Annotated in this window: 16 protein-coding genes; 11 read left to right on the forward strand and 5 right to left on the reverse strand. The window is 69.1% G+C overall.

The features are described 5' to 3' along the window. Positions 1-48: 48 nt before the first annotated feature. The 3 genes from glpD to STARVERO_RS18290 are packed head-to-tail and all read right to left on the reverse strand — an operon-like array spanning position 49 to position 3,771. The gene (glpD, locus tag STARVERO_RS18280) at positions 49-1,593 is read right to left on the reverse strand and encodes a glycerol-3-phosphate dehydrogenase (protein ID WP_159600596.1); all 1,545 of its coding nucleotides are present in this window, start codon (positions 1,591-1,593) and stop codon (positions 49-51) included. Continuing rightward, entirely contained in the window at positions 1,586-2,425 is an 840-nt protein-coding gene (locus STARVERO_RS18285; protein ID WP_422802176.1) for an HAD-IIB family hydrolase, read from the reverse strand. Before STARVERO_RS18285 ends, glpD begins: the two co-directional genes overlap by 8 nt. Positions 2,426-2,427: 2 nt before the next feature. Further along, a complete protein-coding gene (locus tag STARVERO_RS18290; RefSeq protein ID WP_159600600.1) occupies positions 2,428-3,771 on the reverse strand; it encodes an iron-containing alcohol dehydrogenase in 1,344 nt (447 codons plus the stop codon). 213 nt (positions 3,772-3,984) lie between these two features. On the opposite strand from STARVERO_RS18290, the gene STARVERO_RS18295 reads away from it, so the two are divergent. The 4 genes from STARVERO_RS18295 to STARVERO_RS18310 all read left to right on the forward strand — a co-directional run bounded on the left by STARVERO_RS18295 (position 3,985) and on the right by STARVERO_RS18310 (position 8,641). Next, positions 3,985-4,977, forward strand: a complete 993-nt coding sequence (locus STARVERO_RS18295; protein ID WP_144341174.1) for a sugar-binding transcriptional regulator — start codon at positions 3,985-3,987, stop codon at positions 4,975-4,977. Positions 4,978-5,144: 167 nt separating this feature from the next. Further along, on the forward strand, positions 5,145-6,665 hold the full coding sequence (locus tag STARVERO_RS18300; RefSeq protein WP_159600602.1) for an MFS transporter: 1,521 nt from the start codon (positions 5,145-5,147) through the stop codon (positions 6,663-6,665). A gap of 282 nt (positions 6,666-6,947) precedes the next feature. Beyond that, complete coding sequence (locus STARVERO_RS18305) at positions 6,948-8,099, forward strand: catalase family peroxidase (protein ID WP_159600604.1); 1,152 nt, start codon at positions 6,948-6,950, stop codon at positions 8,097-8,099. Between the two features lie 2 nt (positions 8,100-8,101). Next, a complete protein-coding gene (locus STARVERO_RS18310; protein ID WP_159600606.1) occupies positions 8,102-8,641 on the forward strand; it encodes a cytochrome b in 540 nt (179 codons plus the stop codon). 186 nt (positions 8,642-8,827) lie between these two features. On the opposite strand, the gene STARVERO_RS18315 is transcribed toward STARVERO_RS18310, so the two are convergent. Then, complete coding sequence (locus STARVERO_RS18315) at positions 8,828-9,700, reverse strand: helix-turn-helix domain-containing protein (protein ID WP_244616815.1); 873 nt, start codon at positions 9,698-9,700, stop codon at positions 8,828-8,830. Between the two features lie 410 nt (positions 9,701-10,110). Between STARVERO_RS18315 and STARVERO_RS18320 the strand changes: the two genes are divergently transcribed. The 7 genes from STARVERO_RS18320 to STARVERO_RS18350 all read left to right on the forward strand — a co-directional run bounded on the left by STARVERO_RS18320 (position 10,111) and on the right by STARVERO_RS18350 (position 20,149). Next, on the forward strand, positions 10,111-11,283 hold the full coding sequence (locus STARVERO_RS18320) for an efflux RND transporter periplasmic adaptor subunit (RefSeq protein WP_159600608.1): 1,173 nt from the start codon (positions 10,111-10,113) through the stop codon (positions 11,281-11,283). A 4-nt stretch (positions 11,284-11,287) separates the two neighbouring features. Further along, the gene (locus STARVERO_RS18325; RefSeq protein WP_159600610.1) at positions 11,288-14,455 is read left to right on the forward strand and encodes an efflux RND transporter permease subunit; all 3,168 of its coding nucleotides are present in this window, start codon (positions 11,288-11,290) and stop codon (positions 14,453-14,455) included. Between the two features lie 122 nt (positions 14,456-14,577). Beyond that, a complete protein-coding gene (locus STARVERO_RS18330) occupies positions 14,578-15,744 on the forward strand; it encodes an HlyD family secretion protein (RefSeq protein ID WP_159600612.1) in 1,167 nt (388 codons plus the stop codon). A 10-nt stretch (positions 15,745-15,754) separates the two neighbouring features. Next, positions 15,755-17,326, forward strand: a complete 1,572-nt coding sequence (locus STARVERO_RS18335) for a DHA2 family efflux MFS transporter permease subunit (RefSeq protein WP_159600614.1) — start codon at positions 15,755-15,757, stop codon at positions 17,324-17,326. A gap of 207 nt (positions 17,327-17,533) precedes the next feature. Further along, on the forward strand, positions 17,534-18,994 hold the full coding sequence (locus STARVERO_RS18340; RefSeq protein ID WP_244616816.1) for a sensor histidine kinase: 1,461 nt from the start codon (positions 17,534-17,536) through the stop codon (positions 18,992-18,994). Then, positions 18,994-19,647 carry a response regulator transcription factor gene (locus tag STARVERO_RS18345; RefSeq protein ID WP_144341183.1) on the forward strand — a complete coding sequence of 218 codons (654 nt, stop codon included), beginning with the start codon at positions 18,994-18,996 and terminating at the stop codon, positions 19,645-19,647. The genes STARVERO_RS18340 and STARVERO_RS18345 overlap by 1 nt, the downstream gene beginning before the upstream one ends. 124 nt (positions 19,648-19,771) lie before the next feature. Further along, entirely contained in the window at positions 19,772-20,149 is a 378-nt protein-coding gene (locus tag STARVERO_RS18350; RefSeq protein WP_159600618.1) for a response regulator transcription factor, read from the forward strand. Positions 20,150-20,358: 209 nt separating this feature from the next. Here STARVERO_RS18350 and STARVERO_RS18355 read toward each other — a convergent pair whose 3' ends face one another. Continuing rightward, positions 20,359-22,347: a sigma-54-dependent Fis family transcriptional regulator gene (locus STARVERO_RS18355; RefSeq protein ID WP_159600620.1), complete on the reverse strand. Its 1,989-nt coding sequence runs from the start codon at positions 22,345-22,347 to the stop codon at positions 20,359-20,361. Between the last annotated feature and the right edge of the window lie 174 nt (positions 22,348-22,521).

Below are 22,521 nucleotides of genomic sequence, written 5' to 3' on the forward strand. Positions count from 1 at the left end.
CAGGCACGTTGTCTTGCAGGCCCGCTCTTGCGAAGCGTGTTCCTGCCGTCAGGCGACCTGCGAAAGGCCGCCCATGTACCGGTCCATGTCCCGGACCTGCTCGCGTGTAAGATGCAGGCCCAGCTTGCTGCGCCGCCAGAGAATGTCCTCGCTGGTCGTCGCCCATTCGTTGCGGCGCATGTGCTCGATCTCCGCCTCGGTCAGCCCGGCGCCGAAATGGCGGCCGAGATCGGACGGCTTCGACGCCTTGCCCAGGATCGCCGCCGCCTCGGTGCCGTAATAGCGGGCGAGGCGCTCCGCCTCGCGCGGCGCGAGGAACGGATAATCCTCGCTCAGCTCGCGCCGGAGCGCGTCGAACCCCTGCATCGGGAAGTCGCCGCCGGGCAGCGCCGCGCGACCGGTCCAGCCGCGCCGGGCGGTGATCTGCGCGCGCTGCGGCGGCGCGTAGAGCGGGGCGATCCTGTCGAGGACGGCTTCGGCGAGGCGGCGGTAGGTGGTGATCTTGCCGCCAAAGATCGACAACATTGGCGCTCCGCCGGCCGCATCGAGTTCGAGCACATAGTCGCGGGTCGCGGCCTGCGCCGCGCCGGCGCCGTCGTCGTAGAGCGGGCGCACGCCGGAATAGTGCCACACCACCTCGCGCTCCGACACCGGCCGGGCGAAATAGCCGCTCGCCGCCCGGCAGAGATAGGAGACCTCCTCCTCGCTCGCCCGCACCTGGGTGAGGTCGCCGGTGTAGTCCCGGTCGGTGGTGCCGATGAGGGTGAAGTCCTGCTCGTAGGGAATGGTGAAGACGATCCGCCCGTCGCCGTTCTGGAAAATGAAGCAGCGGTCGTGCTGGTAGAGCTTGCGCACCACGATGTGCGAACCCTGCACCATGCGCGTCCGCCCCTTGGGCGAACGGCCGGCGAGGTGCCGCACCACGTCTCCTGCCCACGGCCCGGCGGCGTTGACCAGCACCGGCGCGCGAATCTCCCGCCGTGCGCCGCCTTCGCCCTCGACGGTCAACGTCCACCCCTGCGCATCCGAGCGTACCGCCGTGCAGGCGCTGCGGGTGACGATCTGCGCGCCCTTGCGCTCGGCGTCGCGGGCGTTCAGCACCACCAGGCGGTTGTCCTCCACCCAGCAGTCCGAATATTCGAAGCCCACGGACAGGCCCGGCTTCAAACCCTCGCCGATCGGGCTGGAGGCGAAGTCCACCGTGCTCGTGCCCGGCAGCGCCTTGCGGCCGCCGAGATGGTCGTAGAGGAAGAGCCCCGCCCGCAGCATCCAGCGCGGGCGCATCTGCGGCACGTGCGGCAACACGAAGCGCAACGGGCGAACGATGTGCGGGGCAATGCCCCACAGCACCTCGCGCTCCTCCAATGCCTCGCGCACCAGCCGGAACTCGTAGTGCTCGAGATAGCGCAGTCCGCCATGCAGCAGCTTGGTGGAGGCCGAGGAGGTGGCGCCGCCGAGATCGCCACGCTCGCACAAGAAGACCTTCAGCCCGCGCCCCGCCGCGTCGCGCGCGATGCCGCAGCCATTGATGCCGCCGCCGATGATGGCGAGGTCGTAGACGTCCGTCCCGCCGGTGAGCGCCGCCTCAGCCATGGCCGTGCACTCCGGGAGCGCGGGTACCCTGCGCGCCGTCGCGGGCCGCGAGCACCAGATCCGCGACCTCGACGAAGCCCTCGCCGCCGCGTCCGCGGGCGACGAAGCTCGGCAAATGAGGCACCGCGTCCTTGAAGTCGAGCACGTTGGCGACGCCGAAGGAGAGCGGGAAGAAGTCGAACATCGGCCCGTCATTCGGGCTGTCGCCGACGAAGACGATGCGCTCGCGGTCGTCGTCGAGGTCAAGGCCGAGGATGTCGCGGGCGAAGATCCGGCTCATCGCCAGCTTGTCGTAGTCGCCGAACCAGCCATTGACGTGGATCGAGGAGAGCTTGGCGATGGCGCCCGCCGAGGTGAACAGGTCCAGCACCCGGTCGACCGCTTCCTTCGGCAGCGGGGGAACGTCCTCGCAGACGTCGATGGCGAGGTCGGCCTCGCGGTAGAGCTGGTCTGAGGCGATGCCGGTACCCGGTACCTCGCGCAGGATGATCTCCCGCAATTCGGAAAGTCGGGCGCGGTTGCGTCGGCGTTCCTCGTCGGTGGCGAAGAAGCGCTGGACCATGCGCCTCTCTTCCCGGCGATAGGAGAAATAGAAGGCGCCGTTCTCGCCGACGACGCCGGCCACCGGCCAGAACCGGGCGATCATGTCGCACCAGCCGGCGGGACGGCCGGTGATCGGCACCACCGCGAGGCCGGCGGCGTCGAGCCGCTCCAGCGCCTCATAGGCGGCGGCGGGCAGGCGGCCCTCGCAGGTCAGCGTGTCGTCGATGTCGGTGAACACCGCGGCGATGCCGGACAGGGCCGAGGCATCGAGGGTGGCGAGCGGGCGCAGGCTCATCGTCCCTCCTCCGCGATGAAGTCCTCGAGGATGCCCATACCGGCCGCCAGATCGAGGAAGGAGTAGCGGTCGCGCATCTCCGGGCTGTAGCGCAGCGCGTCGCGGTAGAGGTCGAGGTCGATGCCGAGCTCGCCCGCCGTCGCCGCCCCGCCCGCCGCGTGCATGTGCCCGGCGAGCACGGCCGAGGGGACGGCCATGTCGAGAAGCCGCGCCCGCAGGTCCGGCCAGAGCAGAGCGAGGCGTGTGTTGAAGGCCTCGCACCCGGCCTCGTCGAGCGCCTTGGCGCGGCTGGCCGCGATGCAGGCGTCGACCGCCGCCGCCGGATAGCGCCGGCGCAGGGCGTCCTCGTCGACGGGAACGGGACGGACGACCGGCGCCTGCTTCTGAGACAGGATCCGCTCCTGCAGCCGCGCCATGGTGACGGAGGTCACGCCCACCTGCTGGCCGTGCACCGTGCCGGGGTGGCGGTCGCCGGCGAAGCTGTCGATCCAGTGGGAAATCTGGTGCTCGCCCATGGAGCCGGGGTGGCTCATGCGGGCGACGGAGATGCCGAAGCCGGTGAGGGTGAGCACGCGGTGCAGGTAACCCACCGCCTCGCGGTCGCCCTGCGCGAGATCGGCGGAGCGGGCGAGAAGCGCGCTCTCGTCGGCATCCTGCAGCGCATAGGGCGCCTCGCAATAGGTGGTGCCGAACATCCGGTTGGAGAAATACCAGTCCACCTGCGCGGTGGAGCGGCACAGGCTGTCGCCGAGCCCGGCGGCGATCAGATAGGCGGGCGCCGCGGCGTTCACCGCCAGATCGATGAAGACGCCGCGCGCCGCGTGGGCGTTCTGCGTCGTCTTCAGGCCGGAGGACAGAGTGATGGAGGCTGTCGTCGAGGTGTAGCCGTTCATCGAGGGCGCGGTGCCGAACACGCAATAGGGCCGGCCATCCCGGGCGGTGGCGTATTTGCAGAGGTCGTTGATGGTGCCGGAGCCCACCGCGACCAGCGCATCGACGCCGCGCGTCTTCTCCTGCAGGGCGGCCACCTGCGCCTCGTCGGCGTGGGGATGGTCGAGCACGACCGCGCGGGCCGAGGAGCCGAGCGCGGCGGCGACGGCGGCGCCCTGCGCGTCCCAGGTGTCGCGGTCGGCCACCACCGCATAGCTCGCCGCCGGCATGTTGGTGCGGACGAGATCGGCATGGGCGCCGTCGAGATCGTCGGCGATCACCACGCAGGCGAAGGGCACCTCGGCGGGACGGCCGGTATCGGGGCTGATCCAGCGGCCGGCGATCACGTCGTCGATCAGCTCGGTCCAGGGCGCGCGCGCGGTCTCGCGCACCATCACGGGGCGATTCATGCCGGTGTTCCCTCCCAGGGAGCGTTCTTGTCCTGTTGTTGGCATATTTCAATTGACTATGACGTTTGTCAATATCGTTTTTCACGACTATCTGACAAATGCCGGAACGGTGCCGAAAGGCCGGAAATCCGTTAGAAGAAGCAGCAAGGAATCGCGACGCCGCCGTCACCCGCCGGGGGATGACGGTGCGGCGCGGCAAGCGAGGGGGCATAGATGGGCGAGCCACATGAGACGCAGCTGCGCCGTCCGCGACGCCAGCCCGCCGTGCCGGCGGAGTTCGGCCTCGATCCGGTCCTGTGGGCGGCGTGGCTCTATTACGAGGAAGGGCTGAAGCAGGACGACATCGCCGAAAAGCTGGGCGTCTCGCGCGCCTCGGTGTTCAACCTGCTGCAGCGCGCCCGCGACGAAGGCGTCGTCAACATCAAGATCGATCCCTCGCGCATGGAGCGCGTCAGCCTGGCGCGGGACATCGAGGCCGCCACCGGCATCGACGAATGCTTCATCATCCCCGACGAGGGTGCCGACGAGCCGCTGCACGACCGCATCGGCCGCTTCGGCGCGCGGCTGCTGGAACAACGCCTGACCGGCGAGGACGTGCTCGGCGTCGCCTGGGGCCGGACGGTCATGTCGCTGTCGAAGGCGCTGACGCCGCTGCATCTGCCCGGCGCCTCCATCGCGCAGGTCACCGGCAGCTCCATCGCCACCTACGACTTCTCGCCGGAGCTGTGCACCTCGAACATCGCGATCCGCGTCGGCGGGCGCTGCATCAACCTGCACGCGCCCGGCATCGTCTCCAGCGCGAAGATGAAGCAGCTCCTGATGGAGGAGCCGATCATCGAGCAGCATTTCAAGCTGCTGCGCACCTGCACGCGGACGCTGTTCGGCGTCACCCATGTCGGCAGCGAGACGCTGCTCAAGGACAGTGGCTTCATGTCGGAGCCGATCCTCGCCGAGTACCAGCGGCGCGGCGCCATCGGCTTCGTCTCCGGCTACTTCTTCGACAGCCAGGGCAACCCGGTGCTGACCGAGATCGACGCCCGCCACATCGTCATGCCGCTGGAGGACTTCCTGAAGGTACCGGAGCGCATCTGCATCGGCGGCGGCATGGAGAAAGTCGAGGCGATCTCCGGCATGCTGAAGGGCGGCTACGCCAACATCCTCGTGACCGACGCCGCGACCGCCGGCGCCGTGCTGAAGAGCTGCTGAAGACCTGCTGAAGCCGCGCCCGCGAACGGGCGGGATCGGGTGGCGAGCCCGCTCCGGAACGGGGACCTTCCGCCGCGCACTGGCCCATTCCGGCCAGATCGGCTATCCAGCGGCCCCCGCCTCGCGGTGGGTCACAGGTGGCAGGGCAGGACGGAAGGACGGCGGACATGGATACGGCAACGAGCCCGACCCGCCCGCCGCAGGCGACGCCCCGCGACTGGATCGCCCTCGCCGTCATCGCGCTGCCCTGCCTCGTCTATGCGATGGACCTCACGGTGCTGAACCTCGCCGTTCCGCACCTCGCGCTCGATCTCGCGCCCTCCGCCTCGCAGCTGCTCTGGATCATCGACATCTACGGCTTCATGGTCGCCGGCACGCTGATGCTGATGGGCACGCTCGGCGACCGCATCGGCCGGCGCAAGCTGCTGCTGATCGGCGCCGCCGCCTTCGCCTGCGCCTCCGTGCTGGCGGCGATGGCGCGCAGCGCCGAGCAGCTCATCCTCGCCCGTGCCCTGCTGGGTATTGCCGGGGCGACCCTCGCCCCCTCCACCCTCTCGCTGATCCGCAACATCTTCCTCGACCAGCGCCAGCGCACCTTCGCCATCGGCGTGTGGATCGCCTGCTTCTCCTCCGGCGCGACGCTCGGCCCGCTCGTGGGCGGGGTGATCCTCACCTATTTCGCCTGGGGCGCGGTGTTCCTCGCCGCCGTGCCGGTGATGATCGGCCTGCTCATCGTCGGGCCGCTGCTGCTGCCGGAGTTCCGCGACGAGAACGCCGGCCGGCTCGACATCGTCAGCGCGGTGCAGTCCATCGTTGCCTCGCTGGCGCTGATCTACGGCATGAAGCGGACCGCCGAGAGCGGCTTCGGCTGGGAGGCGATGGCCGCCATCGCACTCGGCCTCGCCGTCGGCGCCCTCTTCATCAGCCGGCAGAGGCGGCTGGCCGACCCGATGATCGACCTCGGCCTGTTCCGCCATCCCGGCCTCGGCGCGGCGCTGGCGATCAACGTCACGGCGATGCTGGGCGCGATGGGCATCTTCGTCTTCATCTCGCAGTATCTCCAGCTCGTGCTCGGCATGAGCCCGATGGAAGCGGGGCTGTGGACCGCGCCTTCCGGCGTGTGCTTCGCCATCGGCTCCATGGCGACGCCGCAGCTGGTGCGGCGCTGGCGGCCGGTCGACGTGCTCTCCTGCGGGCTGGTGCTGGCCTCGCTCGGCTTCCTGCTGCTCACCCGGCTTGGGGAAAGCCAGTCGCTGCCGGTGCTGATGGGCGCGATCCTAATGATGTGCCTCGGCCTCTCGCCGGTCGGCACCATCACCACCGACCTGATGATGCGCATCGCCCCGGCGGAACGGGCGGGCGCCGCCTCGGCCATCTCCGAGACCAGCTTCGAATTCGGCGGCGCGCTCGGCATCGCGGTGCTCGGCAGCCTGGTGGCGGCGAGCTACCGGGTGGCGATGGCGGACGTCCCGCTGCCCGGCATTCCGCCCGAGATCCTCGCCCCCGCCCGGCGCACGCTCGACGCGGCGGCAATCGCCGCCGACAAGCTTCCCGAGGCGCTCGCCGCGCCCCTGCGGGAAGCCGCCCATGCCGCCTTCGCCCACGCGCTCGACCTCGCGGCGCTGGCCTGCGTAGGCGCGACGCTGCTCGCCCTGATCATCGCCCGCACGCGCCTCAGCCGCGCCTGACGGAGCCGCGAACCACCGCTCCCCTCAAAATTACCGACAGCGCCGGGGCGCCCCCCGGTGCCTCCCTGATCGTCTTTCGCAACCGCCCGCCCACGGGCGCGTTGAACCGCTTGGGCGGTGCATTCCCGCCATCGCGTTCGTTCTGGGTATACGGCGTGCCGGCGCCTCCGGTCAGCTGAGCGGGCAACCGCCTCGTTCCTCACATCCACGGAGGAAAGGCCGCTGCCGCGCGCCGCGTCGCACCGGCCTCTCCTCCGGCACAAACCGCAGGAGTTCGATCGCATGAACGAACAGCAACCTCCTGGCGCGCGGTACCGGCTCTGGCCGCCGCACCCGCGCGCCCTCGCCGGCCTCGGGGCCACCGGTCTCGTGCTGGCCGGCGTCGCCGGCGCCTTCGCCTATACTGGCGGCTTTCTCTCGCCCGGAAAGCTCACCCAGTCGCGGTTCATCGACCGCTTCCAGGCGCTCAACGGCGTGCATCCCGGCTTCCGGCGCAACCATGCCAAGGGCGTCTGCGTCACCGGCAGCTTCGCCAGCAACGGCGCCGGCACCCGGCTGTCGCGCGCGGCGGTGTTCGCGCCCGGCAGCGTGCCGGTGATCGGCCGCTTCGCCGTCGGCATCGGCAAGCCCTTCATGCCGGACAACGAGACGGAGGTGCGCAGCCTCGCGCTCAGCTTCCGCCCCGCCGGGGGCGAGGAATGGCGCACCGGCATCAACGACATTCCCGCCTTCCCCGTGCGCACGCCGGAAGCCTTCTACGAGCTGATGGGCGCCTCCGCCGCCGATCCGGCGACCGGCAAGCCGGATCCGGCCCGCATGCAGGCCTTCCTCGCCGCGCACCCGGAAAGCGCCCGCGCCCTCGGCCTCATCCGCGCGCGGCCGTTCTCCACCGGCTTCGCCAATGCCAGCTACAACAGTCTCGACGCCTTCCGCTTCGTGAATGCGGAGGGCGTCTCGACGCCGGTGCGCTGGACGCTGGCGGCGGTGGATCCCTATGTCGCCCAGACCCCGGCTCCGGACGCGCCACACGACCCGAACTACCTGTTCGACGCGCTCATCGTCCGCATGCAGCAGGCGCCTCTGCAGTACCGGCTCGTCGTCACCATCGGCCAGCCGGGCGACCCGACCGACGATGCCACGCAGCCCTGGCCGGCGGATCGCGATGAGGTGGAAGTCGGCACCCTCACCCTCGACCACATCGAGGCCGAGGCGCCGGGCAATTGTCGCGACATCAACTACGACCCGCTGGTGCTGCCGGACGGCATCGCGCCTTCCGACGATCCGCTGCTGAGCGCCCGCTCGGCCGCCTATTCCGTCTCCTTCACCCGCCGGGCCGGCGAAGAGAAGACGCCGAGCCAGGTGCAGGTCCCCGAGACGCAAACGCCCGGCGCGCAAGCCCCCGTCACACCCTCCGACACCGGAAAAGGAAGCTGACCATGACCGCACAGCGCTTCCCCGCCTTCTCCCGCCTGCTGCACTGGCTCATGGCGGCGATGATCCTCGCCATGCTGTTCATCGGCATCGGCATGGTCGCCTCGCTGGCCGATTATCACTGGCTGCTGTCGATCCACCGCCCGCTCGGCGTCGCCATACTGGTGCTGGTCGCGGTGCGGCTGGTGAACCGGCAGATCAACCCGCCGCCGCCCCTGCCGGCGGACATGCCGGCGCATCTGCGCATCGCCGCGCATGCCTCCCACGGGCTTCTCTACGCGCTGATGTTCGCCGTGCCGCTGGTCGGCTGGGCGATGCTGTCGGCGGCGCGCTACCCGATCGTGCTCTACGGCGCGTGGCAGCTGCCGCCGATCCTGCCGCAGAACGACATGCTCTATGCGTGGCTGCGCAGCACCCACACCGTGCTGGCGCTGGCCTTGTTCGCCGTCTTCCTGGCGCATCTCGCCGCCGCGCTCACCCACGCTTTTGTCTTCCGCGACGGCGTGTTCCAGAGCATGGCCTCGGTGCGCAGGGCCAAGGCGTGACGCTCCCCCGGGTGGCTTGGCCACCCGGGCTGCCCGGCCAATCCCTCCTGCCATTGACGGCTCGGCCAAAAAAAGACCCCGGCTCGCGAGAGCCGGGGTTTGAGGAAGGCTTCCGGGGACGAAGCCTCAGGGGAAGTGGAGAGGGGCAGGCACGGAACGGGGTTCGCCTGACGCGATGTGCGCGGCTCAGTTGCGAACGCGGTTGGCGCAGCGCCACTGATAGGGGGTGTCGCCGACGAAGCGGCGGAACACGGTGGTGAAGTGGGCCTGGGTCTGGAAGCCGACCGCGAGGGCGATCTCCACCAGCGGATCGCGGGTCTCCAGCAGCATCTCCTGGGCCCGCTCGATGCGCCGGCGCAGCAGATATTCGTGCGGGCGCATGCCGGTGGCGACACGGAACTGGGCAGCGAAGTGCATGCGGCTCAGGCCCGCGGCAGTAGCCATGCCGGCCAGCGTGATGGCCTCACCGAGGTTCTCCTCGACATAAGCGACCACGCGCTTGAAGCGCCACTTGGGCAGGCCGGACTTGGGACGGCGGGGCGCGGAGGCCGGATCCTCAGCGGGCGAGGTCTCGACCGGCTCGATCGACGGATGGAACGAGCGGTCGTCGCAGTCCGGCTCGGCCTTCGCGAAGCCGGGAACGCTCAGCAGTCGGGTGACGATGGCGAGGCGCAGCGCGTCGGCATAGAGTCCGCCGAACTCCCGCCCGTCGTGCTCGGCCGCTTCCAGCGCCTGCGAAAGGCGGCTGACGACCGGATCGGCGGCATTGGCGACCATGCTTCCGGCAAGGACGCCGGCGCAGCGGCGCACATCCTCCGGCGCGACCTCGAGGCGGATCGTCTCGCTGCTCTGGTCGAGCGCATCGACGCCGCCGACCGGCGAGGAAATGGCGACCACCACGCCCATATGGCCGAGGCGAACCGAAAAACCGTCATCCGGCAGGCCGGCGGAGCGGGGCGCGGCCGGCGCGGGAACCGGAGCGAAGGGATAGGAGGCAAGCGGCGCATCGGCGCGCGCCGACCGGAAGCTGCCGGAGAAGGGCGAGACGTGGATCGACATGGCTTGGACTCCGTGGTCCTCGAATTGGGAGGAAGCCGCTGGAAGCCCCGTGGGCGGTGGTCGTCGGCCCGAATACTTGCCTCGGCAACACCAGGTCTTGCCGGGGTAAATACCGCGCTGACCTCCTCTGTCGCTCGGTGCGTCCAGAACATCGGCTGGCGATGAGGACAGAGTATCGGCCGGGCGCAATCTCTCCATTCTACCAGGGTTTGCACCCGTATCTGATGAGTTTGCCCCTCTCATACCTAGGTATGGTGGCACGCCGGAAAGCGGTTGCCGGAAGCCCCGGCCGGCGCTTCGGCAAGCCTTGCGGCGATCGCGAAAGACCGCCGACGCGACGCGGCGCAAGGTACGGCCCGTCCGCCACCGCAGCCCTGCCGCTGGCGGCCCCTTGTTCGAGGGCACAGGTCATGCCGGAACACACCAGCGCGCCCGGACCGGCGCATTCCAGATCAACACTGCGCCACGCTTCGCTGCTGATTCTCGTCCTCACCCTTGCGGGGGCCGGCTATCAGGTCTGGCGCCATACCGATGCGCCTGCGCCTGCGCCCGCCGCCGCCGCGCCGCCGGCCGTGCCGGTCGAGGTGGCGCCGGCCGCCCGTGCCGACGTTCCCGTCCATCTCACCGGCATCGGCACGGTGGAGCCCTACAACACCGTGACCGTGCGCTCGCGCGTCGACGGCGAGTTGCAGCAGGTGCTGTTCCAGGAGGGACAGGACATCAGGAAGGGCGCGCTGCTCGCGGTCATCGACCCCCGCGTCTTCCAGGCGGCGCTCGAACAGGCGAAGGCCAAGCTGGCGCAGGACGAGGCCTCGCTGGTGAATGCCAGGCTCAATCTCGGCCGCGACACCCGGCTCGGCAAGGACGAATTCGCCAGCCAGCAGATGATCGACAACGAGAGCAGCGCCGTCGACCAGCTCAACGCGCAGATCGCCCAGGACAAGGCGATGATCGATTCGGCGGCGACGCAACTCTCCTACACCTCGATCACCGCGCCGATCGACGGCCGCGCCGGACTGCGCCTCGTCGATCAGGGCAACATCGTCCATGCGAGCGACCCGAACGGTCTCGTCGTCATCAACCAGATCCATCCGATCAGCGTGATCTCGACGCTGCCCCAGCGCGACGTGCCCGCCATCCGCGCCGCCCTCGACCACGGCAAGGTGGAGGCGCAGGCGCTCTCGCGCGACGACGGCTCGGTGCTGGACATCGGCACGGTCGAGCTGATCGACAACCAGATCGACCCGCAGAGCGGCACGCTGCGCGTGAAATCGAACTTCCCCAATGCGAGCGACCGGCTGTGGCCCGGCCAGTTCGTCGACGTCGAAGTGCGCGTGAGCACGCTCGCCGGCGCGGTGACGGTGCCCTCCGATGCCATCCAGCGTGGCCCCGACGGCGATTATGTCTTCGTCGTCGGCCCGGACGACATGGTGGCGCAGGTGCCGGTGAAGGTCGGCCAGATCGCCGACGAGATCGCCGTCATCGAGAGCGGGCTCGCGCCGGGCGCGCGCGTGGTGACGCATGGCCAGTACCGCCTCGCGCCGGGCACGCGGGTCTCGGTCGGAACCGGCGCGGAAGGCTAGGCTCATGTCCGCAACCGCGCCCGGTCCCGCCGCATCCCAAGCCCCGTTCGAGCCGCCGGCACCGCCGCGCGCCTCGCTCTCCTCCTGGTTCATCCGTCATCCCATCGGCACCTCGCTGCTGATGGCGGGGCTGCTGGTGCTCGGGCTGGCGGCGTTCCCGCGCCTGCCGGTAGCGCCGCTGCCGGAGGTCGATTTCCCGACGCTGCAGGTCTCGACGCAGCTTCCCGGCGCCAGCCCGGAGATCATCGCCTCGTCCGTCACCCAGCCGCTGGAACGGCAGTTCGGGGAGATTCCCGGCCTGTCGCAGATGACGTCGGTCTCGACGCTCGGCAATTCGTCGATCACGCTGCAGTTCAGCCTCGACACCGACATCAACGCCGCCGCGCAGGATGTGCAGACGGCGATCAACGCCGCCGGCGGCCAGCTGCCCACCGACCTGCCGGCGCCGCCGACCTACCGGAAGGTGAACCCCGCCGATCCGCCGATCCTCGTGCTGTCGCTCACCTCGCGCTCGCTGCCGATCATCAAGGTCGACGACTTCGCCGAGAACGTGCTGGAGCAGCACATCAGCCAGATCGACGGCGTCGGGCAGGTGCTGGTGTTCGGCCAGCAGAAGCCCTCGGTGCGCATTCAGGTCGACCCGGCCAAGGTGGCCAATCTCGGCCTGTCGCTGGAGGACCTGCGACAGGCCATCGTCTCGACCACGGTCAACGGCCCGAAGGGCATCGTGAACGGCGCCCGCCGCACCTTCACCCTCTACGACAACGACCAGCTCACCTCCGCCGCCCCGTGGCTCGACGCCATCCTCGCCTTCCGAAACGGCGCGCCGGTGCGGGTGCGCGACATCGGCACGGCGGTCGACGCGCCGGAGAACGACCAGCTCGCCGCCTGGGCCAATGGCGAGCGGGCCATCGTGCTGCCGGTCTTCAAGCTGCCGGGCGCGAACGTCATCGACACGGTCGATCAGATCAAGGCGCAGTTGCCGGCGCTGCTGGCCACCGCCCCGGCGGGCATCGAGGTGAAGGTACTGAGCGACCGCACCGAGACCATCCGTGCTTCCGTGCGGGACGTGGAGACCACCCTCGTCATCACCGTCGTGCTGGTGGTGGCGGTGATCTTCGTCTTTCTGCGCAGCCTGTGGGCGACGCTGATTCCCTCCATCGCCGTGCCGTTGGCGGTCATCGGCACCTTCGGCGCGATGTACGCGCTCGGCTACAGCCTCGACAATCTCTCGCTGATGGGCCTTTCCATCGCCGTCGGCTTCGTGGTCGACGACGCCATCGTCATGCTGGAGAACATCGAGCGGCATCTGGAGATGGGCAAGACGCCCCTTCAGGCGGCGCTCGACGGCTCCGCCGAGATCGGCTTCACCATCCTGTCGATCAGCCTCTCGCTGATCGCCGTCTTCATCCCCTTGCTGCTGATGGGCGGGCTGGTCGGCCGGCTGTTCCGCGAATTCGCCGTCACCGTCACCATCACCATCGCCGTGTCGGCCTTCGTCTCGCTGACGCTCACCCCGACCATGTGCGCGCTCTTCCTCAGGCCGAAGGGGGAGGAACGCCCGCACGGGCGGCTGTACCGCTGGTCGGAGCGCGGCTTCGACACGCTGCTCGCCGGCTATCGCGTCACGCTGGACCTCGCGCTCGACCATCGCCGGGCGACGCTCGGCGTCTTCCTCGCCGCGGTCGCCGCCACCGGCGTGCTGTTCTACGAGATTCCGAAAGGCTTCTTCCCCTTGCAGGACACCGGGCTGATCATCGGCGTCTCGGAAGCGGCGGAGGATGTCTCCTTCCCCGACATGGTCCGCCACCAGCTCGCGCTCGGGCGGATCGTCGCCGCCGACCCTGATGTCGCCACCGTCGGCATGGCGGTCGGGGCGGGCACGGGCCAGACGGTGAACAATGGCCGCATGTTCATCACGCTGAAGCCGCGCGACGAGCGCCGCGCCTCCGCCTTCCAGATCATCGACCGGCTGAACGCCAAGCTCGCCACTGTCGAGGGCGCCGCGCTGTTCCTGCAGGCGGCGCAGGACCTGAATGTCGGCGGCCGCGTCGCGCGCACCCAGTTCCAGTACACGCTGCAAGACGGCGATATCGCCGAGCTGAACGCATGGGCGCCGAAGATGCTGGCGAAGCTGAAGACGCTGCCGGAACTCACCGGCCTCGCTTCCGACCAGCAGACCGGCGGTGCCACGCTGACGCTGACCATCGACCGCGACCAGGCCGAGAGGCTCGGCATCAGCCCGGCCGACATCGACAACACGCTCTACGATGCCTTCGGCCAGCGGCAGGTGACGCAGTATTTCACCCAGCTCAACAGCTATCATGTCATCCTCGAGATCCTGCCCGAGCTGCAAAAGTCGCCGCACGCGCTCGACCAGCTCTATGTGAAATCGCCGCTCACCGGCCAGCAGGTGCCGCTCGGCGTGCTCGCCCGCTGGACCTCGGAGCCGACGAGCTTCCTGTCGATCAATCACCAGTCGCAGTTCCCCGCCGTGACGCTCTCCTTCAATCTCGCTCCCGGCGTCGCGCTGGGCGATGCAGTGGCGGCCATCCACAAGGCGGAGGCCGAGATCGGCAAGCCGGCCACGCTGACCGGCACCTTCCAGGGCAATGCGCAGGCGTTTCAGGATTCGCTCGCCAGCGAGCCCTGGCTCGTCGCCGCCGCGCTGCTCGTCATCTACGTGATCCTCGGCGTGCTCTACGAGAGCTACGTCCACCCGGTCACCATTCTCTCGACCTTGCCCTCGGCGGGGCTCGGCGCGCTGATCATGCTCTGGATGTTCGGCTTCGACTTCTCGATCATCGCGCTGATCGGCGTGATCCTGCTCATCGGCATCGTGAAGAAGAACGGCATCATGATTGTCGACTTCGCCATCGAGCGGGAGCGCGTCGAGGGCATGTCGCCCCATGACGCCATCCGCGAGGCCTGCCTGCTGCGCTTCCGGCCGATCCTGATGACCACCTTCGCCGCGCTGCTGGCCGGCGTGCCGCTGATGCTCGGCCACGGCACCGGCTCGGAACTGCGCCAGCCGCTCGGATACGCCATCGTCGGCGGGCTGATCGTGAGCCAGCTGCTCACCCTCTACACCACGCCGGTCATCTATCTCTATCTCGACCGGATCGGCCGGCGCCGCGCCCATGGCCCCGTATCGGCCACCGGCGCCGCCTGAACCCCGCGGCCGGCTCACGGGAGAGGTGCGATTGCGAAAGCCGCGTGGCGAGCGGGAATACCCGCCGGCCGATCGGCGCGATGGTTGACGCAACGTCCAACCTTCCTGCGCGGAGCGCCCCGATGAACGTCGCCACGGATCCTGCCAAGCTCGATGCCCGGCCTCTCGCCGATCCGCCGGCCGGCCCGGCGGCACCGGCCGCCGCCGTTCCTCCCACACCGGCACGTCGGGTCTCGCCCCTGCGCCGGCGCCTGATCGAGGCGGTGGCCGGCCTCGCCCTGCTCGCCGGCGCCGCCTATGCCGGCTACGAGTACTGGACGGACTGGCGTTTCGAGGAATCGACCGACGACGCCTATGTGCAGGCCGACATCGTGCCCATCGCGCCGCAGGTCTCCGGCTATCTGATCACCGTCAACGTCACCGACAACCAGCCCGTCCGGAAGGACGACGTGCTCGCCGTCATCGACCCGCGCGACTATCAGGCGGCGGTCGCGCAGGCGGAGGCGGACGTCGCCGAAGCCAGGGCGACGATCGACAGTCAGGTCGCCCAGCTGAACGAACAGCAGGCGGTGATCGCCGAGGCCAGGGCGCAGATCGATTCCGATCAGGCCGCGCTCACCTTCGCGCAGCAGAACGACGTGCGCTTCACCAAGCTGGCCAAGGACGGTTACGGCCCGGTGGAGACCGCGCAGCAGACCGCCTCGCAGATCGCGCAGGCGCAGGCGACGCTCGCCCACGACATGGCGGCGCTCGACGCCGCGCAGAAGCAGGTCGCCATCCTCGACGCGCAGCTCGCCCAGGCCAAGGCGTCGCTCGGCCACAACGAGGCGGCCCTCGACACCGCCAAGCTCAATCTCGGCTACACCGAGCTGAAGGCGCCGGTGGACGGCGTGGTCGGCGCCCGCACGCTGCGCGTCGGCCAGTTCGTCGAGCCCGGCAACCAGCTGCTCGCGGTCGTCCCGCTGCAGGCGACCTACATCATCGCCAACTACAAGGAGACCCAACTCACCGACGTAAAGCCCGGCCAGCCGGTCTCCATCGCCGTCGACACCTTCCCGGGCGTCACGGTGCGCGGCTTCGTCACCAGCCTGGCGCCGGCCAGCGGGCAGGAATTCGCCCTGCTGCCGCCCGACAACGCGACCGGCAATTTCACCAAGATCGTCCAGCGCATCCCGGTGCGCGTCGATCTCGACCCCACCGATCCCCTCGCCGGGCAGATCCGGCCGGGGATGTCGGTGACGACGACGATCCGCGTCGATCAGGACGTCACTCCCGCCAAGGCCGGGTGAGGAGGCCGAGATGGACGCCGCCGCCACCCTCCCCGCCGCTCCGGCGGCTTCCGCAAGCCCGCAGGGCGCCAGCCTCATCACCTGGATCTCGGTGTGCGGCTGCATGCTGGGGGCGCTGATCGCGGTGCTGGACATCCAGATCACCAACGCCTCGCTGCCGCAGATCGAGGGCGGCATCGGCACCGGCGTCGACAACGGCACCTGGATCTCCACCTCCTATCTGATCGGCGAGATCATCATGATCCCGCTGACCGATTTCTTCGCCCGCGTGTTCGGCTTCCGCCGCTTCATCCTGAGCTCGACGGTGCTGTTCCTGGTCTTCTCGGTCGGCTGCGCCTTCGCCACCACCCTGAGCCAGATGATCGTCACGCGCGGCTTTCAGGGCTTCTTCGCCGGCTGCCTCATACCGCTGGCCTTCACCATGGTGCTGACGCGCCTGCCGCGCCACCAGCAGCCCATCGGCCTCGCCGCCTTCGCGCTCACCGCGACCTTCGGCCCGGCCATCGGCCCGACCATCGGCGGCTACCTGACCGAGCAGTATGGCTGGCCCTACATCTTCTTCGTGAACCTCATCCCCGGCGCGGTGATGCTGGGGCTGCTCTACCCCACGCTGGAGAAGAGCCCGCTGCGGCTGGACCTGTTGCGCGAGGGCGACTGGTGGGGCATCGCCTTCATGATCGTCGGCCTCGCCAGCCTGCAGACGGTGCTGGACGAGGGCAACAAGGACGACTGGTTCGGCTCGCCCTTCATCGTGCATCTGAGCATCGTCGCCGCGGTGTGCATCGCCGCCTTCATCGCCATCGAGTTCTATGTCGAGAAGCCGGCGGTGCAGCTTCGCCTGTTCAGCCGCCGCAACTTCGCCCTCGGTACCATCGCCAACACCAGCGTCGGCTTCGCCCTGTTCGGCTCCGTCTACGTGCTGCCGACCTATCTCGACCAGGTGCAGGGCTACAATGCCGAGCAGATCGGCGCGGTGCTCGCCTGGGTCGGCCTGCCGCAGCTCGTCATCATCCCCTTCATGCCGACGCTCCTGAAACGCGTCGACGCGCGCGTGCTGGTCGGCATCGGCCTCACCATCTTCGCGGTGAGCTGCTTCATGAACACGCATCTGAGCTTCGACGACGCCGGCGACCAGTTCATGATGACCAACATCGTCCGCGCCATCGGCCAGGCGGTGATCCTCTCGCCGCTCGCCGGCATCACCATGATCGGCACGCCGCCCGAGCTCTCCGGCCAGGCTTCCGGCCTGTTCAACATGATGCGCAGCATGGGCGGAGCGGTAGGCACGGCGGCGCTCGCCACGGTGATCACCAAGCGCGAGCAGTTCCATTCCAATATCATCGGCCAGTCGGTGACGCCCTATGGCGACACGGTGCACGCCTTCCTGACCGAAAGGCAGCACTACTTCATGCAGCACGGCATGGCCGACGCGGCGGGCGCCTATCATCAGGCCGAGATCCTCCTCGGCAAGCTGGTGGCGCAGCAGGCGCTGATCATGGGCTTCTCCGATACTTTCGCCGTGCTCGGGGCGATCCTGCTGGTAGCCGCCATCGCCGTCGCCTTCACCCGCAAGCCCGCCTAGCCTGCCCGCCGGCCGCCCCGGCGCCGGGGCGTCGACCGTGCGAATCCGAAAAGAGACGGGCTCCTGCCGGCTACTGGGAAAGACCGGCCCCGTCTCCACCGGCAACCTCGCGCGAGCGCCTGTGCTCGCCTAGAGTGCCGATCCTCGGAAAAGCTCGACGGCCCTGCCGGCAAGCGAGGCGCGATGTACGCATCAAGGGACGTTATCTTGAACGACAAGCCGACGAATCGGTGGCTCATGCCGGTCATCGCCGCGCTGCTGGCGGCGGCGATCTTCATCATCGACACCTTCTCGTCGCTCGATATGGCGATCGCGGTGCTCTACGTCGTCGTCGTGCTGCTGTCGGCCAACTATTCCGACCGCCGGGGCCTGCTCGCCATTGCCGGGTTGTGCGTCGGGCTGACGATCCTGTCCTTCCTCGTCATGCACGCGGGGAACTACGACCTCTCGGCCGTCATGCGCGGCCTGGTGAGCATCGCCGCCATCACGGTGACGACGCTGCTGTGCCTCGAGAACCAGACCGCGACCCAGTCGCTGCGGGGACAGGCGGACCTGCTCGACCTCACCCACGACGCGATCTTCGTGCGCGATATCGCCGATACGGTCCTGTACTGGAGCGATGGCGCCGAGCGCCTCTATGGCTGGCCACGCGAGGAGGCGGTGGGACGTCCGGCGGCGAGCCTGCTGAAGACCGTGTTTCCCGCTCCCCTCGCCGACATACGCGGCGAGCTTTTTCGCACCGGGCGCTGGGAGGGCGAGCTCGTCCATACCCGGAAGGATGGCTCGAAGGTCACGGTCATGAGCCGCTGGTCGCTGCAGCGCGACGAGAAGGGGCGTCCGCTGGCGGCCATGGAGACCAACAGCGACATCACCGAGCGCAAGCAGGCCGAGAACGCGCTCAACCAGACCCGTGCCGAGCTCGCCCATGTTACCCGCGTCACCACCATGGGCGAGCTCACCGCCTCCATCGCGCACGAGGTCAACCAGCCGCTGGCCGCCGTCGTCACCAATGGCGAAGCCTGCCTGCGCTGGCTCGGCCGTGCCGAGCCCGACATCGGCGAGGCGAGGGCCTCGGTCGAGCGCATGATCGCCAATGGCCGCCGCGCCAGCGACGTCATCGCCCGCCTGCGCGCGCTCGCCCGGCGCGACGAGCCGCTGCAGGCGCCGGTCGACGTCAACGAGGTGATCGACGAGGTGCTGCCGCTGATCGAGCGGGAGCGCGCCACCCATGGCGTGGCGCTCGATGTGGCGCCCGGCGAGCGGTTGCCGGTCGTCCTCGGCGACCGCGTGCAGCTTCAGCAGGTGGTGCTCAATCTCGCGCTCAACGCCGTGCAGGCCATGGCGGCGGTGCCGGATGGCAACCGGCGCCTGCAGATCGCCACCCGTATCGACGGGCAGGAAGACCGCGGCTGCGTGCTGATCGAGGTCCGCGACACCGGGCCGGGCGTCGACGCCGAGAGCCTGCCCAAGCTGTTCAACGCCTTCTACAGCACCAAGAAGGACGGCATGGGCATGGGGCTGTCGATCTCGCGCTCGATCATCGAGGCCCATGGCGGGCGCATCGCTGCCGCGCCCGGCGAGGATGGCGGTATGCTGTTCACCGTCGCCCTGCCGAATCCCGGAAAAGACGCTTCCGGCGACAGCCTGCCTGAGGAAAGAAGGCCCTGATGAACCGCCCGCCCGCCAGATCGCCCGCCCCGCCGGCCGAGCCGCTCGTCATCGTCGTCGACGACGACGAGGCGCTTCGCGAGGCGCTGTCCAGCCTGTTCCGGTCGGTCGGGCTTCAGGTGGAACTGTTCGCCTCCGCCGGCGACCTGCTCACCGCCAGGCTGCCGGACGTACCGCGCTGCCTGGTGCTCGACATCCGCCTGCCGGGGGTGAGCGGCCTCGACTTCCAGGGCCAGCTCGTCCGGCTGGACATCGAGATGCCCACCATCTTCATGACCGGCCACGGCGATATCCCGATGACCGTGCGGGCGATGAAGGCGGGCGCTGTCGACTTCCTCACCAAGCCCTTCCGCGATCAGGACATGCTCGACGCCGTGGCCTCCGCCATCGCCATCGACCGCGAGCGGCGCGAGGCGCGCAAGGCGGTGTCGGGCGTGCAGTCGCTCTACGAGACGCTGACCCCGCGCGAGAAACAGGTCATGGCCCTCGTCACCTCCGGGCTGATGAACAAGCAGGTCGCCGCCGAAGTCGGCCTCAGCGAGATCACGGTGAAGATCCATCGCGGGCACGTCATGCGCAAAATGGGCGCGCAGTCGCTCGCCGATCTCGTGCGCATGGCCGAAACGTTGGGCCTGTCCACTGCCAAGAGATGATTCGGCAAACCTGCGTATAATTCGAATCCGGGGATAATGAGAGCTATATGGAGACCAGTCCGGCGTCGCAGCGTCATGCCGGAGAATATCTTGAGCGAGGTGCCTCGAAGTGTCCCCCACCCCGATGATCACGATCATCGACGACGACGAATCCGTGCGTGTCGCCACCGAAAGCCTGGTGCGCTCGCTCGGTTTCTCGACCCGAACCTTTGCGTCCGCCGAAGATTTCCTCAACTCGCCGCTGCTCGGCGAAACCGCCTGCGTCATCACCGATGTGCAGATGCCGGGAATGAGCGGCGTCGAGTTGCAGAGTCAGTTGCGCGCCCGGGGCGACGAGACCCCGCTGATCTTCATCACCGCCTTCCCGGAAGAGCGCATCCGCCGTCAGGTCCACGCGGCCGGCGCGGTCGGCTTCCTCGCCAAACCGTTCGATGGCCATGCCATGATCGAGTGCATCGACCGCGCGCTCGGCGAACGCGGCGTCGCCATGGCCGGCGCCTGAATTCTCCCGGCCCTGTCCGCCGGCATCATGGATCGGCGCTTCTCGCTGTCCATTCGCCGGGCCACGTCTGCCGGGGCAGGTGAATTCCGCCGCTCCCGGACGCCCGCACCCGCGTTCGGCTCGCTCACGGCAAGGCCGCTCTCACATCGCTACCCGGCAATGACTCCCGCCTGGGCAGGGGGTTATAGCGATCGCGCCATCGGCAGTGCCTACCGGAAGAGTGGCTCGCCTTGCCAGGGAGGCCGGACGTTCAGGCGGCGCATGCGACGATGCACGGTCGTGCGATCCAGACCGAGATCGCGCGCGGCCGCCGAAACATTCCATTGGCGGGCGGTAAGCGCGGCGATGAGATGGTCACGGTCAGATGCGCTACCGGGCATCGCGGGGGTGCCCGCAAATCGCATGGCCGCCGGCGGAAGCAGGGCAGCGCCCGGTATTCCCGGCTCCATCTGCGGCGTCCTGCGCACGATGTCGGGCAGGTCCTCCGGCCGGATGATTCCATCGCTCGCCACCGCGCAGGCATAGTCCAGCGCATTGGCCAGTTCGCGGATGTTGCCGGGCCAGGAATAGTGGCACAGCGCGCGGATCGCCTCGTCGCTGAGATCGATGCGGCCGCCAGGCGGCGTACGCTCCGCCAATAGCTGGCCGACCAGCCAGCCGAGATCGGCCCGCTCGCGCAGCGCCGGCAGCATGAGAACCGCGCCGCTCAGCCGGAAATAGAGATCCTCCCGGAAGCGCCCGGCCTTCACCTCGGCGACGAGGTCGCGATGGGTGGCGGCGATGACACGGATATTGACCGGCAGCGGCTTTGAGCGCCCCAGCGGGGTGACCTCGCGCTCCGCCAGCACGCGCAGCAGCCGCGTCTGCAGGGTGAGCGGCATGTCGCCGATCTCGTCGAGGAAGAGAGTGCCGCCGTCGGCCTCGACGACGAGCCCCTTCTTGCCCTTGGCGGCGGCGCCGGTGAAGGCGCCCGATTCATAGCCGAACAGTTCGCCCTCGATCAGCGATTCCGGCAGGGCGGCGCAGTTCACCGCGATGAAGGGCTTGCCGGCGCGCCCGCTGGAAGCGTGGATCGCCTTGGCGAGATGCTCCTTGCCGCTGCCGGTCTCGCCGCAGATCAACAGGCTCATCTGCGCGTTGACCAGCTTGGCGGCGCGGGAAACCACATGCTGCATCGCCGGCTCGTCGCGGAACAGCGCCCGCAGCGGTCTTGGCAGAGCGGGCGTCGCGGGCTCGCCGACGGGGGCGCCGGGGCGGCTCGGCGGCGCCACGCTCTGGGCGAACAGCGGCGTGCCGCTCGCCGCCAGCCGCACCATGCGCTGCGTGGCGGGCGATGACGGGGCGAAGCGTGACAGGTCGTCGACCGTCAGGTCGAAGAACTCCGTCAGCGAACGCCCGACCAGCGGACGATCGTCGGTCCGGTCCCCGCTCTCGCGCTGCAGCAGCTTGCGGGCCATGGAATTGAAACCGAGGATCCGCCCCGACCCGTCCGCCGCCAGCACATAGGCCGGCTCGACATCGGCGAATTCCGGCGAGGCGGCGAGCCTGATGATCCACTCGCGGCGGAAGCGGTTGATGAGATGGGCGGTCTCGATCTTGTGCGCGAAGGACTTCACGACCTGCAACGCCAGGAACTGGCTCTCCTTCGGCCCCGGCGAGCGCAGGGCGGAGATGTCCAGCACCGCGGCGAGGTTCCCGGCCGGATCGAAGAGCGGCGAGGCCGTGCAGGTGAGGGGAATATGGGTGGCGTCGAAATGGTCGGTCTGGTGCACGACCAGCGCCTGCCCGGTGGCGATGCAGGTGCCCACCGCGCAGGTGCCGGCATGCTGCTCGTTCCAGTCGGCGCCGAGATAGAGCCCGGCGCGCATCAGGTTGTTGTCGAAGGTCGGATCGCCGATGAAATCGACCGTGATGCCCTTCGAGTCAGTGAGCAGCATCACATAGCCGAGGCCGGTGACCTGCCGGTACAGCGTCTCCGCCCCGAAGCGCGCGGTGTAGAGGAACTCCTCCATCGCATCCTGATGTTCGCGCAGCTGGGCGCGCGTGACGATGCAGGGATCGCGGAGGATCTCCGGGGCGAGATTGTGCTCGCTGACGCAGCGCCGCCATGAATCATGGATGATGGCGTCGCGCCGGGTCGCATAACCATTCGCCGCCCGCACAAGCTCATCTATGTGCGCGGCCTGATCATGTCGCATGGGCGTCCTCCCGGATGCCGATCTTTCTTTTTATGCCGGGGAGTGTCGCGCCGTTCGGGGGCGCCTGCAAGCACCGCAGTCGCGAGGTCCGCCCGAAAGGGCGCCTTCCTCTACGTCATCCGAGCGCCACAACTGTAGCGCCACACGCCACACCTGTGGCGGCTCTGCCGCAAC

Origin of the sequence: Starkeya nomas, from assembly GCF_902703545.1 — a bacterium.
Taxonomy (GTDB): Bacteria; Pseudomonadota; Alphaproteobacteria; order Rhizobiales; family Xanthobacteraceae; genus Ancylobacter; species Ancylobacter moscoviensis.

What these genes read in the sequence shown, in the direction of transcription:
- glpD (WP_159600596.1), bottom strand. Translation starts at nt 1,593, where the DNA reads ATGGCTGAGGCGGCGCTCACCGGCGGGACGGACGTCTACGACCTCGCC.
- STARVERO_RS18290 (WP_159600600.1), bottom strand. Translation starts at nt 3,771, where the DNA reads ATGAATCGCCCCGTGATGGTGCGCGAGACCGCGCGCGCGCCCTGGACC.
- STARVERO_RS18295 (WP_144341174.1), top strand. Translation starts at nt 3,985, where the DNA reads ATGGGCGAGCCACATGAGACGCAGCTGCGCCGTCCGCGACGCCAGCCC.
- STARVERO_RS18300 (WP_159600602.1), top strand. Translation starts at nt 5,145, where the DNA reads ATGGATACGGCAACGAGCCCGACCCGCCCGCCGCAGGCGACGCCCCGC.
- STARVERO_RS18305 (WP_159600604.1), top strand. Translation starts at nt 6,948, where the DNA reads ATGAACGAACAGCAACCTCCTGGCGCGCGGTACCGGCTCTGGCCGCCG.
- STARVERO_RS18310 (WP_159600606.1), top strand. Translation starts at nt 8,102, where the DNA reads ATGACCGCACAGCGCTTCCCCGCCTTCTCCCGCCTGCTGCACTGGCTC.
- STARVERO_RS18315 (WP_244616815.1), bottom strand. Translation starts at nt 9,700, where the DNA reads ATGTCGATCCACGTCTCGCCCTTCTCCGGCAGCTTCCGGTCGGCGCGC.
- STARVERO_RS18320 (WP_159600608.1), top strand. Translation starts at nt 10,111, where the DNA reads ATGCCGGAACACACCAGCGCGCCCGGACCGGCGCATTCCAGATCAACA.
- STARVERO_RS18325 (WP_159600610.1), top strand. Translation starts at nt 11,288, where the DNA reads ATGTCCGCAACCGCGCCCGGTCCCGCCGCATCCCAAGCCCCGTTCGAG.
- STARVERO_RS18330 (WP_159600612.1), top strand. Translation starts at nt 14,578, where the DNA reads ATGAACGTCGCCACGGATCCTGCCAAGCTCGATGCCCGGCCTCTCGCC.
- STARVERO_RS18335 (WP_159600614.1), top strand. Translation starts at nt 15,755, where the DNA reads ATGGACGCCGCCGCCACCCTCCCCGCCGCTCCGGCGGCTTCCGCAAGC.
- STARVERO_RS18345 (WP_144341183.1), top strand. Translation starts at nt 18,994, where the DNA reads ATGAACCGCCCGCCCGCCAGATCGCCCGCCCCGCCGGCCGAGCCGCTC.
- STARVERO_RS18350 (WP_159600618.1), top strand. Translation starts at nt 19,772, where the DNA reads ATGATCACGATCATCGACGACGACGAATCCGTGCGTGTCGCCACCGAA.
- STARVERO_RS18355 (WP_159600620.1), bottom strand. Translation starts at nt 22,347, where the DNA reads ATGCGACATGATCAGGCCGCGCACATAGATGAGCTTGTGCGGGCGGCG.